Raw genomic sequence first — 14,316 nt, forward strand, 5'->3', positions numbered from 1 at the left:
CGCCGAGCGGCGCGGCAACGGCGTAGGCGGTACGGCCGGGCAGTGTCACGCGTGCGTCGATCTTTCTCATTCCCATGCAGTCGTCCCCCGATGACGAGAACTGGGTGATCGGGCGACAACGTTGCCGCCGTGGGACAGAGTGCCCGCGCTGCCTCGGCAGGGGATGAGTAACCGTTACTCAACCACCCCGAGGGACTGGGCGAGTTCGTGTCGGGCGGTGACGCCGAGTTTGGCGTAGGAGTGCTGGAGGTGGTTGTCGACGGTGCGTACCGACAGGGCCAGGACCTGGGCGATGTCCTTGCTGGTGTTGCCGGCGGCGGCGAGCAGGGCGATCTCGCGTTCGCGGGCGGTGAGCGCGGCCGTGGCGTGAGCGGTGGTCAGCAACGGTGTGCGGGCGCCCTCGCAGCGGGCCCGGGCGGCGGCGGCCCGCCGGTCGGCCGCGGCGGCGCGGCGGGACCCGTTCGCCCTGCGCCAGGCGGTCGCGGCGGCGGTGGCCGCCTCGGCGGCGAGCAGGTCCGCGCCGACGGACAGGCAGGCGTCGGAGGCTCGGAGGAGCAGTTCGGGGTCGTCGGCGGCCAGCGCTGCCGCCAACTGGGATCGGATCGGGGCGAGTTGTCCGTCGCAGGTCAGGGTGAGCGCGGTCAGCCGACCGGTGACCTCCCTGGCTCCGCCGAGCCGGGCAACGTCGGTCAGCAGCAGCGCCTCGCTGGTGACATGACCGGAGTCACGGGCGAGGGCGGCGGCCGTGGTGAGCACCGACCGGGCCCGCGCCAACTGTCCGTGGGCGGCCAACAGCCAGGCCTCGCCCAGGAGTTCCTCCCCGGCGGACAGCAGGCCGGGTTCCACCGGCGGCAGGGCGCGGTGCTCGGCCAGCGCCGTCCCGGCCGCGTCCAGGTCGCCCAGTACGGCCGCGCAGGCGGCGAGACCGGCGAGCACCAGGCGCAGCGCCATGGCGTGGTCGATGCCGCGCGAGACGGTGGCGGCCTCGGCCCACCAGCGGCGGGCGGTCGCGGGGTGTCCCGCCAGCCAGTGTGCACGGCCGAGGAGGACGGCCAGCCAGATCCGCACGGGGGAACCGGCGGCGGTGAGTTCGGCGTAGGCCTGCTCGCCCTCCCGGCAGGCCTCGGACGCCGGGAGACCGGCTTCGGTGAGTGCGAGGACGAGCGGGACGCGTTGGAAGGCGGGGTGGGAGGCGAGGGCGTGTTGCTGGACCCGCCGGTGCGCGTCGTGGGCGCGCCGGGCCCAGGTGGTGGCCTCGGCGGTGCGGCCCACCAGGGCCAGCGCGGCGGGTTTCATCCAGGCGCCGCGCAGCCAGGCGTTGAGGTCGGGGGCGTCGCCGACGTCGGTCTCCAGATCTTCCAGCAGGGCCAGGCCCTCGACCGGCCGGCCACCGACGATCCGCAGGAAACCCTCGTTGACCGTGAGCTTGTGGCGGTCGGCCGGGCTGCTGAGCTGGGCGCGGGCGGCGTCGTTGACCGCGAGTGCCTCGGCGACGGGGGCGTTGCTCCACAACAGGCTCGTCGTGCGGACCAGGGCGACCGCGAGCTTGTCCTGCTCGTCGGCGGCGAGGGCGTCGGCCCGGGCGAGCGTCGCCTCGGCCCGGTCCCAGCGGCCCAGCTCGAACAGGGCCTCGCCGAGCCGCAGATCGGTGGCGGTGGTCCGGTGCTTCTCGGGCAGGGCTTCGAGGAGGGTGACGGTCTGGGGCAAGTCGTGGGCGTGGCGGGCCAGTACGGCGGCCTGGGCGAGCAGGGCCGGGTCGGCGGTGCCGGTCGCGGCCAGTCTCCAGCTGGCGATGAGCAGCAGGTCGCCACGGCGCCGGGCGCCGCGCGCCTGCACACGGGCGGCCTGGTCCAGGAGCAGGGCGCGGCGGCGCAGGACCGGCAGCCCGGCGCGCAGCACCTCGCCGTAGAGGGGATGGGCGAGCGAGACGGTGGTACGTCTCCGGTCCTGGTCGACGCGGATCAGCCCCGCCTGTTCCAGGGCCTCCGTCACCTGCGGCGGGGCGAGGGCTTCGGCGTCCGCCAGGGGCAACGGCTCGCACAGCGCCAGGAGTTCGAGCACGGGGCGCCCTGCGGGGCCAACGGCGGCCAGCCTCGCACCGATCATCTCGGTGAGCCGCGCGGTTCCCGGTAATCGGTCGTCGACCAGGTCCCAGATCTCCCCGTCCTCTGTCAGGTTCCCGGCGGCCAGTGCACCGAGGACGAGTTCACGCAGGTAGAGCACGTTGCCACTGCTGGCGGCCGACAGCTTGTGCAGGGTTCTTCGGGCGACCGGTCTCCCGAGCGCCGCCTGCACCAGCGCTTCCACCTGCTCCGGGCTCAGCACGGTCAGATCGACCCGGTACACCGCGTCCCCGCACCGCAGAGCCGCGACCGCCTCCCCGTACGGCTCACCGGTGCGCACGGTGCCGATCAGCAGCAGCGCGCCGGTGTCCATCAACTGCCGCAGCAGTACGGCGGACGCGGCGTCCAGCAGATGCATGTCGTCGACGAACAGCACCCACTGCCGCCCGGGTCCGGAGGTCAACTCCCGTGCCACGGCGGCGAATCCGGCGACGGGGTCGGTCAAGTCGACCCCGACCGGCAGCAGATGGGCGATCGCTCCCAACGGCACGGCACCCGCGGCGACATTCGCGGTGGCCCGCCCCACCCGGAAGCCGGCAGCCGCGGCCCGCTCCAGGCACTCCTCCGCCAGCCGCGACTTGCCCACCCCGGCGGCCCCGCCCACCACGAACCCGCGACATTCCCGGTCCGCCAGGGCGGCGCCGAAGTACTCCAACTCCGGCCCACGGCCCATCAACGGCCAACGCCCAGCCCAATCCCGCACCCCGGCTCCCCCCGGCAGGGCAGGACACGCAGGCCCGCCCGATCAGTACCACTGGGGCAGTACTCACGCACCCGTCATATGCCGCTCGGCACCATCACATCAGTTCACAACGCGTGCATCGGCTGGAGTTCAAGCCATTGTCGAGGGCGACGGGGAGTGGCCCGCAGCATCAGGTTGCGGGGAGAACGACAGGCCGAGGTCGTGGTTCCGCCGGTCGGCACGATCAAGGAACCTCGGATCGTGGGGGCTTGGGCCGAACCCGTCGTGGCCGAAGTGCCGACAGCCGCGGAACGTGCGTCCGAACATTCCATCAGCACGATGACCGACCGCTCCGCCGGGACCTGTCCACCGGCGTGGACGGCCCCGGGCCCCGGTTCGTCCGCTCCGTCACCTGCTGCCCGTTGCGCTGCCTGTGCTGCTTGTGCTGCGCCGCCCCGGACACCTGGCACGTGCGGGACGGCTCAGGCCCCGTTGAAATGCTCGTCGGTGAAACCCGGCTTGGCCTCGTCGACGGCCCGCCGGTACCGCTCGGCGATGTGCTCGGGGTCGAACGGAGTGCCCGGCTCGACCGCTCCGTTGACGGTGAGGGTGAGGACCCGGATGCCGTCGTCGGCCAGCTGGGTGCCCAGCAGGTTCGCGACCCCGCGCAGCCCCAGCTTGCCCAGGGACAGTGTGGCGAGGTTCGGGTGCGGCTGATCGGCCAGACCGCCACCGGTGAACAGCAACGTGCCACCGCCCGCGGCCCGCATCGCCGGCACCGCGACCTGGGCGGTCACCACCCCGCCGACGACGTTCACGGTGTAGGCGCCCAGCAGGTCCTCGGGCGCGGCCGACAGGAGGTCGTCGGGCGTCAGCCGGGCAGCGTTGTACAGCACGACGCCGGGCGGGTTCGGGGCCGCGTAGAGCGAGATCAACGCCTCGCGCAGCTCCCCGGGGTCGGCCGCGTCGACGCGCACGACGGCCACCTCGGCCCCGGTCCTGCGCAGGTCGCCGGCGAGCTCCTCGAGCTTGTCCCGGTCCCGGGCGGCCAGGGTCACCCGGTAGCCGTCGCGGGCGAAGCGGCGGGCGGTGGCGGCGCCGATGCCGGGGCCGGCACCGATCACGAGCAGGTGGCGTGCGTCAGCGGGATGCGGCGAGGGGGGCGTAACGGCGGACACGGTGGAAGGGCTCCTTCAGAGCAGGGTGCACAAGGCCGATGGCCGTATCGTTCCGGAGCTCAAGAGTGGTATCAAGTCACTGCTGATGCTAGTTTCCGGACTGCCTGGGGGTGGTCGGCCCCCGGAGGATCCTGATGGTTGTGTACACCGTGCCGCGGCCCGAGGAGCCGGTCGACCCGTCGCCCGGTTCCGGTGATGCCATCGGTCTCCGGAGTCGCGGCGACTCCGACGGCGCGGCCGTCCGGCGCCGAGAGCTCGCCGTCTTCCTGCGCAGCCGGCGCGAGCGCATGTCGCCGAGCGAGCTCGGTCTCGTGGCGAACACGCGGCGGCGTACCCCCGGTCTGCGCAGGGAGGAAGTCGCTCAGCACGCCGGGATGAGCGTCACCTGGTACACGGCCCTGGAGCAGGCCCGCGACGTACGCCCCTCGCCACAGGTGCTCAACGCGCTCGCCCGCACGCTGCGCCTGGACCACGACGAGCGCCACCACCTCTACCGGCTCGCCGGCGCCGCGGACGACGCGGTGGTCGTGGAGTGCAACGCGGTGAGCGCCGAACTGCACGCCGTGCTGGACAAGCTCGACCCCTACCCCGGCTGCGTCCAGAACGGCAAGTTCGACCTGCTCGCCTACAACAGCGCGATGCGCCTGCTGATCACCGACCTCGACGAGGTGCCCATCGCGCAACGCAACTGCGTGTGGCTCACCTTCACCGAGCCTCGCTGGCGCGAGCGCGTCGTCGACTGGGAGCAGGTCGCGGCTCGCCAGGTCGCGAACCTTCGCGTCGCGATGGCCGAGCACGTCGACGACGGCCGCTGGAAGGCGCTGGTCTCGCGGCTGCGCGCGGAGTCCTCGGAGTTCGCCGACCTGTGGGACCGGCACTCCGTCCGCGATGTCGACGCCGGAGTGCTCCGCCGGATCGACAACCCGGCGATCGGCCGGATGACCTTCACTGTCTCCAACACCTGGGTCGCACCCAACTCGACGACCCGGCTGCAGGTGTTGCTCCCCGCGGACCCCGACACCGTCGAGCGGCTGACCAGGCTGGTCGCAGACGCCGGCTGAGCCCGTTCCACGCTCGGCCGGTCACACGTCGACCACGACCCCGGTCTCCCCAGGTCGCGCAGGACCGCGGTTACTGCCGCCGTACCTCGACCCGGGCGCGTACGGCGCGCATGATCGGGGCGACATCGGTGGCCGTGAAGCCGAGTTTGGTGCTGGTGCCGTCGGTTTTCGAGACGAGCGTGATGCCGGCGACGGTGGTCGGGGTGAACCAGGAGCAGGTGGTGACCGCCGTGGTGATCAGGCCGTTGCGGAGCAGGACGGTGTCGCAGATCGCCCGGCCGCCGTGCGGGCCGGGCGTGGCGTCGATGGCGCTGGTGGTGATCCGGTCCCCGGCACCGTCGTCGCTGACCGCTGGGAGCTGGTCGAGGATGTCGTGCAGGTGGTCGGGGTCGTAGCCGCTGCCGGTGAGTCCCACATAGAAGATCCACGCACCGTCCGCCGGATCGTCGTAGTAGGCGCGCACATGTGTGCCGGACACACCCAGACGCGCGGCGTTCTGCTTTGTGTCGGCGTCGAACCGCTGCACCATGTCCGACGGCGGCTGCCCCTGCCGATAACCGGCCGCGACCTGCGGAGCGGTCAGCACCCACGAGGTACCACTGGCGCCGCCAGAAGCCGCGCTCCCGGTGGTGGCCGAGTCGGTGGTACCGCCACTCCGCGCGGCGACAGGGGAGGCATGACCGTCGGCCGAGCCGCTGGACGAACCGCAGCCCGCCACCAGCGGCAGCCCCAGCAGAGTGCCGGCCACGGTCAGGGCGACAACGGACCGGCGCGGCCACGGAGGAGCCGACGCTCGAACTCGCCGGAGTGCGGAACTGGCCACGTGCGGCCTCCTTGGGACGGAAGATGACCGGGCTTCGGGCATGGCTGTGCCGCGGCAGGTGGTGGCCGAAGCCCTCGGGATACCGGCAAGTCTCGCAGCCGAGCGGCCACCCGGTAGCCCCGTCGTACAGTGCTGCTTGCACTCATCCGACAGGGATACTTGCGGTACGTCGGCACTGCCCGTGCGCGATGTCCTACGACCCGGAGGAGACCGCGCGTATGGACCTCGACCCCAGACGCCTGCTGGTCCTCAACGCGATCGCGCAGAGCGGCGGACTCGCCCCGGCGGCACGAGTGCTGGGACACACGCGTTCGGCGGTGTCGCAGCAACTGGCCAGCCTGGAAAGGGAAGTGGGCCTACCGCTGGTCGACCGTTCGGGCCCGCGGCTGGAACTCACGGCGACCGGACGACTGCTCGCCGCCACCGGAGAGCGCATCGGCAGGGAACTCGCCGCCGCGGCACGGCAGTTGGACTCCGGAAACCGTCAAGTCGCCCAGGGGCCGGTGGCGATCGGAGCGACCTCGTGGGTACTGGCCCGCCTCGCGGTCCGGGCACTGCGCCTGCTGGCCCTGTCGTACCCACGGATCGAGCCGAGGTTCGTGGAGACCGGACTGCCCGACGGCCTACGGCAGTTGAGGCTGGGGGAGCTGGACGTCCTGGTCATCATCGACGACCGGGACACCGCCGCGGCCCTGCCGCCCTCGGTGCGGGCGCAGGTGCTGAGCGAGGACGACTACCGTGTGGTCGTCCCGGCGGGCTGGGAGATGCCGGCGACCGCTGCCGAGCTCTCCGGCCGGCCGTGGATCAGCGCTCCCGCGCACTCCGCCCGCGGACGCGCCTTCGCCCGGTTCGCGAGCACCCACGGGGTCCTGCCGTCGGTGGAGCACCTGGCCGACCACATGATCGCCGTCCAGACCCTGCTGGCCGGACAGCTCGGCGCCGCGGTGCTGCCCGCTTTCTTCGCGGCCCAGTTGGAACAGGTGACGGTGACGACACTGCCCATCACGGGCAGCCAGATCACCCGGACCCTCTACCGCACCGGCCACACCGGCACGGCAGCGGCCGCGCGGGCGGTGGCGGACGCGTTGCAGCAGGCGGCGCGTGACCACGCCGAGACGGCGACGGTCACTGGGCGGACGAAGGGTGACATCGTCGTCCGGCCCCTTCACGACCCCACCGAGCCGCCTCCGTCCTCGGCGCCACGCCGCGCTGGCACTCCGCGAAACCCCTGACGGGTCGGCGCATCAGGACGACGCTCCCGCTCAGAGGGCGTCGGCACCCCCGGCGCACAGCGCGTGGTCGATCAAGGAACTGGCCGCGTTCTCCTGGGCGAGGATGTGTTCCAGGGTGTCGCCGCGGGCCTCGGACATGGAGACGACCGCGCTTCGACTGCCGTCGTCGGTGACGCCGTTGAGGGTGATGTAGCCGCCGTCTCCGCCCTCGTGGCTCCAGTAGGTGCCTCCGCAGCTCAGGGGGCGTTCGGCCAGGCCGAGGCCGTATCGGCCGCCGGGCCACAGCTGTTGGACCTCGGCGCTCACGGGAACGGTCCGCTTCATCTCGGTCAGTTGGCGCGCCGGGAGCAGTCGGCCCGCGAGCAACGCGCGGAACAGGACGTTCTCGTCCCGCGTCGTCGTGACGAACGACAGGTTCTCGTGGTCCACGGGTACCTGGTCCGTGACGTCCACCAGGGCACCCGGGCCGAAGAGTTGGTACGCCTGGGGGTGCGGACGGGGCAGGGTGGGTGAAGTGCCGCCCCACCGGGTGTGGTTGAGGCCGAGCGGACGGAGAACGCGGTCTTCGATCTCCTGGTGGGCGGGTCGCCCGGTGGCCCTCCGGATGATGGTGTCGAGCAGGACGTAACCGGTGTTGGAGTAGTTCCAGCCCTCGCCCGGTGGGAAGTCCGGCGCGTGGGCCATGGTGCGGGCGACCAACTGCTCGGGGCTGTAGACGTCGTAGCGCTGCCGGTAGTACTCCTCCGGTGTGGTGTATCCGGGCAGGTCGTCGTGGATCCCGCTGGTGTGCTGGAGCAGTTGACGGATGGTGATCCGGCGGCCGTCGTTGCCGTTGCCCCGCACCACTCCCGGCAGCCAGTGGTCGACCGTGTCGTCCAGGGACAGCCTGCCCTCGGCCTCCAACTGGAGTACCACGGTGGCCACCAGCGTCTTGGACGTGCTGGCCATACGGAAGTACCCGTCGGAGGGGACCGGTCGCCCGGTGCTCAGGTCGGCGGTGCCGCTGGTGGCCACCGACTGTCGACCGCCCGGCGCGATCACGCGGGCCTGCACACCACTGACCCCGAGGGAATGGATCGCCCGGGTGTCCTGGCGCAACTGCCTTGTGGGGAAAGGACCTTCGGGCTGAGCGACGGCGGTGGTCATCTCGGCGGTGAGCAGCGTGGCGACACCGATGGCCAGGGCGAGGTGCTTCCGCAGAGTCGGAATCATGACCGCACGCTAGTTCCGGCCGCCGACGAGGCGCGATCCGGCATACCCGAGGATCGGAACGGGGGACAGCCCCCTCAGCGCCGGTCGTCGGCAGTCAGGCTCAGGGACCGGCATGTGCCGCGGATCCATGGGGAGTTGGGGGCGGGAGGAGCACCGACGCTCACTTCTCGGAGGTGGGCCAGGTCGCCGCAAGCGCTCGCCGATCTGGAAAGCGGGGACCGGGGACTGTCTCCTGGGTGGGTTCGCCGTCGAGCCGGCACACTTGCTCGGGGGCGCCGTCGCCGGTGTCGAACAGGCAGCACACTCCTCCGCTGTCGGCGGCGAGGTCGGTGAACACCTTCCTGACGTTGGCCGACCGCGCGAACAAGCGGCTCATCTCCGACGTCGCGGCCCAGCACTCCAGCGACGCGTAGCCAGGGTGCGGAACGGACTCGAACCGGACCAGCGCGTAGACGTACCCGATCTGGACACGCCCGTCCGCCCCGGGTTCGGGACCGTTCTTCCGCGCGTACTCACGCAGTGCGTCATCGGCGTCGAACGTGAGGGACGTGTCGAGGTCGAGCGTGCCGCTCGTGGAGCAGTCGACCGGCGCGCTCTCGAAGTGGGACGTGAACGGGAGGACGAGCCGCTCACCGCCGGGCAGGATGATCTCAAGCGGCGGCACGGCACGGGCCGGTGGTGCCAGCTCGGCCAGATTGGCCAACACCCTCTCGACATTCCGAGGGCGCAGGTAAATGTCGTAGCCGTAGATCAGTCCCACATTTACCCCTCGCCATATCGCCCCGCACGTCTTGAGCATCGCAACGCTCGCACCTGCCCATTTGTCACCTGTCACCCCGGCGGGCCCCGGCCAGCCCTTCGCGGAAGGCGACGGCCGCTGCCTCGGTGCGTGTCGCCGCGCTCAGTTTCGTCAGGATGTGGGACACGTGTACGCCCGCCGTACTCGGCGAGATGTGCAGTCGGGCGGCGATCTGCCGGTTGCTCAGGCCCTCGGCGATCAACTGGAGGACCTCGAGCTCGCGTTCCGTGAGGCCGTCCTGGGTGGGGCGCGGCCGTAGGAGCTGGGTGATCTGGCGGGCGAGCGGTGTGGCGCGCAGGTCTTCGGCCAGCTGGGCGGCCTCTCTGAGGCGGGCCGTGGCGCCGGGGCGGTCGCCTGCGGTCAGCAGGGTGCGCGCGCTGTGGAACAGGCAGAGCGCCAGTTCGTAGGGCTGCCGCAGCTGACGCCAGGAGGTCACCGCGTGGTCCCAGCCGTCGTCCTCGACGAGCGCCCGGAGCATGGTCTGCCAGGCTCGGTCGAGTGGCCCGTCCACGCCGAACTCGGTGTCGGCCGCGGCGAGTTGGGCCTGCCGGGCCGCTACCCGCTGCCGTAGTTCCGTGTCGGCGCGTGTGGACAGCCGTGCCCGTTGCACCAGGGCGCCGGCGACCAGGACCGGCCGGGCTTCACTGCTGTGGATCCGGGTGAGCGCGGGGTCGGTCAGTGCCCGGTCCAGGAGCAGGTCGGCCCGTTCCGGGTCGCCCTGGGCCACGGCGAGCAGGCACAGCAGCCGATGGCGGAAGAACAGGCTTGTGGCGTCGGGGTGGTCCATGGCTGCCGCCGCCTCGGCCGCCGTCGTCAGGTCACCGCGCAGCAGCGACAGGTAGCCGACGAGGGCGCGCAAGCCCCGCCGTGACTGCGGTGGTGCGTCCGCCTGGAGACTCTCCTCCAGTACGGCGGTTGCCTCGTCCCACCGGCCGGCCAGGATCAGGCCGCTTCCGGCGTAGCGGGCGAGCTCGGCTCCCCGGCTGCGGGCAAGACCGTATCGGCGGGCGAGGCGGATCCCGTCGCCGGCGACCTCGATGGTGCGCTGGTGGTCGCCCGCTCTGGTGTGGAGCATGGCCTCGTACATGGGCACGGTCAGCAACAGGTCGTTGCTGTCGAGTCGTTCGGCGAGCGCGCGGGCCTCGGTCAGCATGCCGAGGTCGTTGGTCATGGATCCGACGCCCAGGAGTCCGCGGACGGTGACCGTGGCGTCACCGGTGGCCCGGCCGATGGCAAGTGCTTCCTCGAACGACTCGCGGGCCCGGTCCACATCAGGAAGAACGCCCATCGCCAGTACGCCGAGCAGCCGACCCCGCTGGGGGCTGCCGGGCGGCAGCAGCTCCAGGGCGTGTTCCCAGTCCGAGCTGCCGGTGGTGTCCAGCCGGTGCCGCAGTCTGCCCCGGTGTTCAAGGAGCAGGGCGGCCCGCTCGGGCTCGCGCCGCTCGTCCACCGCCGCCAGCCCGGCGGTGGCGTACTCGACGCCGCGGGCGTAGTCGCCGCTGAGCATGCAGGCCTCGGCGGCGTCGGTCAGCACGCCGATCCGGTCGGCGCCCAGCGGGACTTCCGGATCCCACAGGTCGAGGACCGTGCCGAGCAGACGGACCTGCTCGGCGTAGGCGTACGACCCGCGTGCCTGTCCGGCGGCCAGATAGGCGGCCGCCAGCGCGAGGCCGCGATCCCCGGCCGCGTGGGCGTGCGCGGCCAGCTCCGCCGGGGCATCGCCGTCGCGCAGGGCCTCGGCGTAGCGGGCGTGCAGGCGCGCACGCTCGCCGGGCAACAGGTCGTCGTAGACCGTGTCCCGGATCAGGGCGTGGCGAAACGCGTAGCCGTCGCCGGCCGTGACCAGCAGGCTGCGGTCGACGAGCTCACGCAGCAGGGCATCCAGCTCGACCCCGTCCTGTTTTGCCACCTCGGCCAGCAGGCGGTGGCCGACCCGCCCGCCCGCCACGGAGGCGAGGCTCAGCAGCTCGCGAGCCGGGCTCCGCAGCGACCGCGGGCCGTCCAGCAGCAGATCGCGCACGTCGTCCGGGGTCCGTTCACCGGCGCGGGCGAGTGCCTCGACGAACAGCGGGTTGCCGTCGCTGCGTTGATGGACGCGGGCCACGGTGGCCGGGTCCGGTTCGGTGCCGAGGATGGCGGCCAGCTGACGGCCCACGTCCCGTTCGTCGAGGTGCCCGAGGCGCAGCCGGGCGGTGCCCGGACGGCGGGCGAGTTCGGAGAGCAGCGGTCCGGCTTCGGGCGGCCGGTAGGTGATCACGAGGAGGACCCCGGGCCGGGTCAGGTTCCTGGCCAGGAAGCCGAGCAGTTCGCAGGTGGCGGTGTCCGCCCAGTGCAGGTCCTCGACCGAGACGACGAGAGGCCGGCCGGCGGCCACCCGTTCGACGAGCGTCAGCACCTCCTCGTAGAGCCGGTGTTTGCCGCCTTCGGTGTCGTCGCCCGGCTCGCCGAGTTCGGGGAACCAGTGGGCCAGCCGGCGGTAGGGGCCCGGCGTCACGCCCTCGACCCGGATCAGCGAGCGCAGGACGGTCACGAACGGCGCGTACGGCACGGAGTCACGCCCCAGTTCCGCGCAGACGCCCCCGACCACCCGCACCCCCGGGTCCAGCGACCGCGCGAACTCGGCGAGCAGCCGCGACTTGCCGATCCCGGCCTCCCCGGCGACCAGTGCCACGGCCGGCCCCTGCTCAACAGCCATGTCCAGAGCCGTCGTCAGCCCCGCCAACTCCTCGCTCCGGCCGACCAACACCGGACTGACCACCCGCTGCGCCACCACGCCGCCAGCATATAAACAGGGAGATCGCCCGATGTGCCGCAGCTGTTTATCCGGCCACGCTCGACGCATGACGACGACCTACCCGTTGCGCACCATCGCCGCCCACGAACTCGACGCGTGGGCTCACATGGTCACCACGACCTACGGCCAGGACTGGCAGGAGGGCGGCCTGCGGAACGCCGCCTCCTCACTCGAACCCGACCGCACGATCGCCGCCTACGACGGCCACGAGATCGCCGCCGGCGCATCGATCTACGGCCGCGTCATGACGGTTCCTGGCGGAGCGACACCCGTCGCAGGCATCACGCTGGTCGCGGTCCTGCCCACCCACCGTCGGCGCGGCATCCTCACCGCGATGATGCGCGAGCAGCTCACCGGCCTGCACGACACGGGCGGCGAACCGGTCGCCGCGCTCAACGCCGCCGAAGCCACGATCTACGGCCGCTTCGGATACGGCACCGCCAGCCACGTCGCCGAGATCCGGGCCGACAAGAGGGCCATGTCCCTGCGCCCCGGCACGGACCTCGGCGACGGGATGGTCCGCCTGCTCGGCGGCGAGGAGGCCCGGCCGCTGCTGGAAAAGGTCTACGAGTCCGTGCGCGGCACCTCCGTCGGATGGGTCGACCGCACGGAGAAGTTCTGGGAGGCACGGCTCGCCGACGGTGAACGCGCACGCGACGGAGGCACGGCGCTGCGCTTCGCCGTCCATCTGGAGCCCGGCGGCGAGGCCACCGGCTATGCCGTCTACCGCTCCAACTCGGGGTCGGTGCAGGTCATCGAGGTCGCGGCCACCTCCCGGCCGTCGTACGCCGCCCTGTGGCGCTTCCTCATCGACCTCGACGCGCACGACGGCCTCGTCTACGACGGTGCCGTGGACGAACCGCTGAAGCATCTGCTGACCGATCCGCGCGCGGCCCGCACCACGGTGACCGACAACCTCTGGGTCCGCCTGGTGGACGTCGACCGGGCGCTGACAGCCCGCCGTTACTCGACCCCGCTGGATCTGGTCCTGGAGGTCCAGGACACGTTCTGCCCCTGGAACGCCGGACGTCACCATCTGTCGGCCGACGGCGACTCCGTCACCTGTGAACTCACCCGGGCCCGGGCCGACTTGAGAGTGACCTCCACGGAACTGGGCGCGGCCTATCTGGGCGGCACCACCCTGTCGTCGCTGGCCGCCGCGGGCCGCGTCGAGGAACTGCGGCCGGGTGCGGTCACCGCCGCCTCGCTCGCCTTCCGCGGCGAGCGTGCACCGTTCCACCCCTCGGGCCGGGCCTTTCCCGCCTTCTGAGCGCGGTCATCCCACAGCGACCACTCCACGTAGCCCGCACACGAAGGAGAATCACATGGACACCCACAGGCTCGGCCACACCGAGGTCGAGGTCACCCAACTGGGCTTCGGCGGCGGCCCGTTGGGCGGCCTCTTCGAACCGCTGGACGACGCCACCGCCGCCCGGGCCCTCGACGCCGCCTGGGAATCGGGCATCCGCTACTACGACACGTCACCGCACTACGGCATCGGCCACTCCGAACGCCGTATCGGAGAGCTGCTGCGCGGCAAGCCCCGGGCCGAGTTCACCCTGTCCACCAAGGTCGGACGGCTGCTCGTACCGCAGGACCCGCAGGGGCGGACGGACGAGTCCTTCGCCGTCCCGGCCACGCACCGCCGGGTATGGGACTTCACCCGCGACGGCATCCGCCGCAGCGTCGAGGACTCCCTCGACCGCCTCGGCCTCGACCGGATCGACGTCCTCTATCTGCACGACGCCGAACGGCACTTCGAGGAGGCGCTGCGGCACGGCTACCCAGCGCTCGCCGAACTGCGCGCCGAGGGGGCGGTCGGGGCGATCGGCGCGGGCATGTACCACCCCGGCCAACTCACCCGCCTGGTACGGGAGGCCGACCCCGACGTGGTGATGCTCTCCGGTCGTCACACCCTGCTGGACCACAGCGCCCTGGACGAACTGCTGCCTGCCTGCACCGAGCACGGGGTGTCGGTGGTCGCCGCCTCCGTCTTCAACTCCGGCCTCCTGGCCACCGATCGGCCTACTACGGGGGCGCGGTACGACTACGGCGTCGCCGGCCCCGAACTGGTGGCGCGGGTTCACCGGATCGCCGACGTCTGCGAGGCTCACGGCGTGACGGTCCCGCAGGTCGCGATGGCCTTCCCACTGCTCCACCCCGCGGTCGCCTGCATCGCGGTCGGCATGCGCACCGTGCAGGAGGTACGGCGCGACATCGCCGCGTTCGCCGCACCCGTCCCACCGGAACTCTGGACCGACCTGCGGGGCGAGGGGCTGCTGGACGAACGAGCCTTGCTGCCCGCGGCAGGGTGAATCACCCCTCGGTACCCGCTGTCCCGGCTTGCGCCGCTCTCCTCGAACTCCCTTTCCTCAGAGGTGGGTTGATCCGGGTAAGGGCCGACATCGCGTC

10 protein-coding genes and 1 pseudogene are annotated in these 14,316 nt (G+C 72.1%); 5 read left to right on the top strand and 6 right to left on the bottom strand.

The features are described from left to right. Positions 1 to 174: 174 nt before the first annotated feature. Positions 175 to 2,826, bottom strand: a complete 2,652-nt coding sequence (locus OG504_RS47040; protein ID WP_405995298.1) for a LuxR C-terminal-related transcriptional regulator — start codon at positions 2,824 to 2,826, stop codon at positions 175 to 177. 341 nt (positions 2,827 to 3,167) lie between these two features. On the opposite strand from OG504_RS47040, the pseudogene OG504_RS47045 reads away from it, so the two are divergent. Then, positions 3,168 to 3,287 (top strand): annotated as a pseudogene (locus tag OG504_RS47045) (pyruvate formate-lyase 1-activating enzyme); the annotation flags it as partial. On the opposite strand, the gene OG504_RS47050 reads toward OG504_RS47045, so the two are convergent. Then, positions 3,288 to 3,983 carry an SDR family NAD(P)-dependent oxidoreductase gene (locus tag OG504_RS47050; RefSeq protein WP_405995299.1) on the bottom strand — a complete coding sequence of 232 codons (696 nt, stop codon included), beginning with the start codon at positions 3,981 to 3,983 and terminating at the stop codon, positions 3,288 to 3,290. Between the two features lie 134 nt (positions 3,984 to 4,117). Here OG504_RS47050 and OG504_RS47055 point away from each other — a divergent pair, with 134 nt between their 5' ends. Further along, positions 4,118 to 5,044, top strand: coding sequence for a helix-turn-helix transcriptional regulator (locus OG504_RS47055; protein WP_405995300.1), 927 nt, complete (start codon positions 4,118 to 4,120; stop codon positions 5,042 to 5,044). Between the two features lie 70 nt (positions 5,045 to 5,114). On the opposite strand, the gene OG504_RS47060 is transcribed toward OG504_RS47055, so the two are convergent. Beyond that, a complete protein-coding gene (locus OG504_RS47060) occupies positions 5,115 to 5,792 on the bottom strand; it encodes a hypothetical protein (protein ID WP_405995301.1) in 678 nt (225 codons plus the stop codon). 293 nt (positions 5,793 to 6,085) lie between these two features. Between OG504_RS47060 and OG504_RS47065 the strand changes: the two genes are divergently transcribed. Continuing rightward, positions 6,086 to 7,099 carry a LysR family transcriptional regulator gene (locus OG504_RS47065; RefSeq protein ID WP_405995302.1) on the top strand — a complete coding sequence of 338 codons (1,014 nt, stop codon included), beginning with the start codon at positions 6,086 to 6,088 and terminating at the stop codon, positions 7,097 to 7,099. A 30-nt stretch (positions 7,100 to 7,129) separates the two neighbouring features. Here the strand turns inward: OG504_RS47065 and OG504_RS47070 are convergent, their stop codons facing one another. The 3 genes from OG504_RS47070 to OG504_RS47080 all read right to left on the bottom strand — a co-directional run bounded on the left by OG504_RS47070 (position 7,130) and on the right by OG504_RS47080 (position 11,883). Then, positions 7,130 to 8,311 (bottom strand): serine hydrolase domain-containing protein, encoded by a 1,182-nt coding sequence (locus tag OG504_RS47070; protein ID WP_405995303.1) that lies wholly within the window; start codon positions 8,309 to 8,311, stop codon positions 7,130 to 7,132. A gap of 160 nt (positions 8,312 to 8,471) precedes the next feature. Further along, positions 8,472 to 9,071: a hypothetical protein gene (locus OG504_RS47075; protein WP_405995304.1), complete on the bottom strand. Its 600-nt coding sequence runs from the start codon at positions 9,069 to 9,071 to the stop codon at positions 8,472 to 8,474. Positions 9,072 to 9,135: 64 nt separating this feature from the next. Beyond that, positions 9,136 to 11,883: an ATP-binding protein gene (locus tag OG504_RS47080; protein ID WP_405995305.1), complete on the bottom strand. Its 2,748-nt coding sequence runs from the start codon at positions 11,881 to 11,883 to the stop codon at positions 9,136 to 9,138. A 67-nt stretch (positions 11,884 to 11,950) separates the two neighbouring features. On the opposite strand from OG504_RS47080, the gene OG504_RS47085 reads away from it, so the two are divergent. Both OG504_RS47085 and OG504_RS47090 read left to right on the top strand, forming a co-directional pair. Next, entirely contained in the window at positions 11,951 to 13,174 is a 1,224-nt protein-coding gene (locus OG504_RS47085) for a GNAT family N-acetyltransferase (protein ID WP_405995306.1), read from the top strand. Between the two features lie 55 nt (positions 13,175 to 13,229). Further along, complete coding sequence (locus tag OG504_RS47090; RefSeq protein WP_405995307.1) at positions 13,230 to 14,219, top strand: aldo/keto reductase; 990 nt, start codon at positions 13,230 to 13,232, stop codon at positions 14,217 to 14,219. Positions 14,220 to 14,316 lie beyond the last annotated feature (97 nt).

It is taken from the genome of Streptomyces sp. NBC_00986 (assembly GCF_045162565.1).
Taxonomy (GTDB): Bacteria; Actinomycetota; Actinomycetes; order Streptomycetales; family Streptomycetaceae; genus Streptomyces.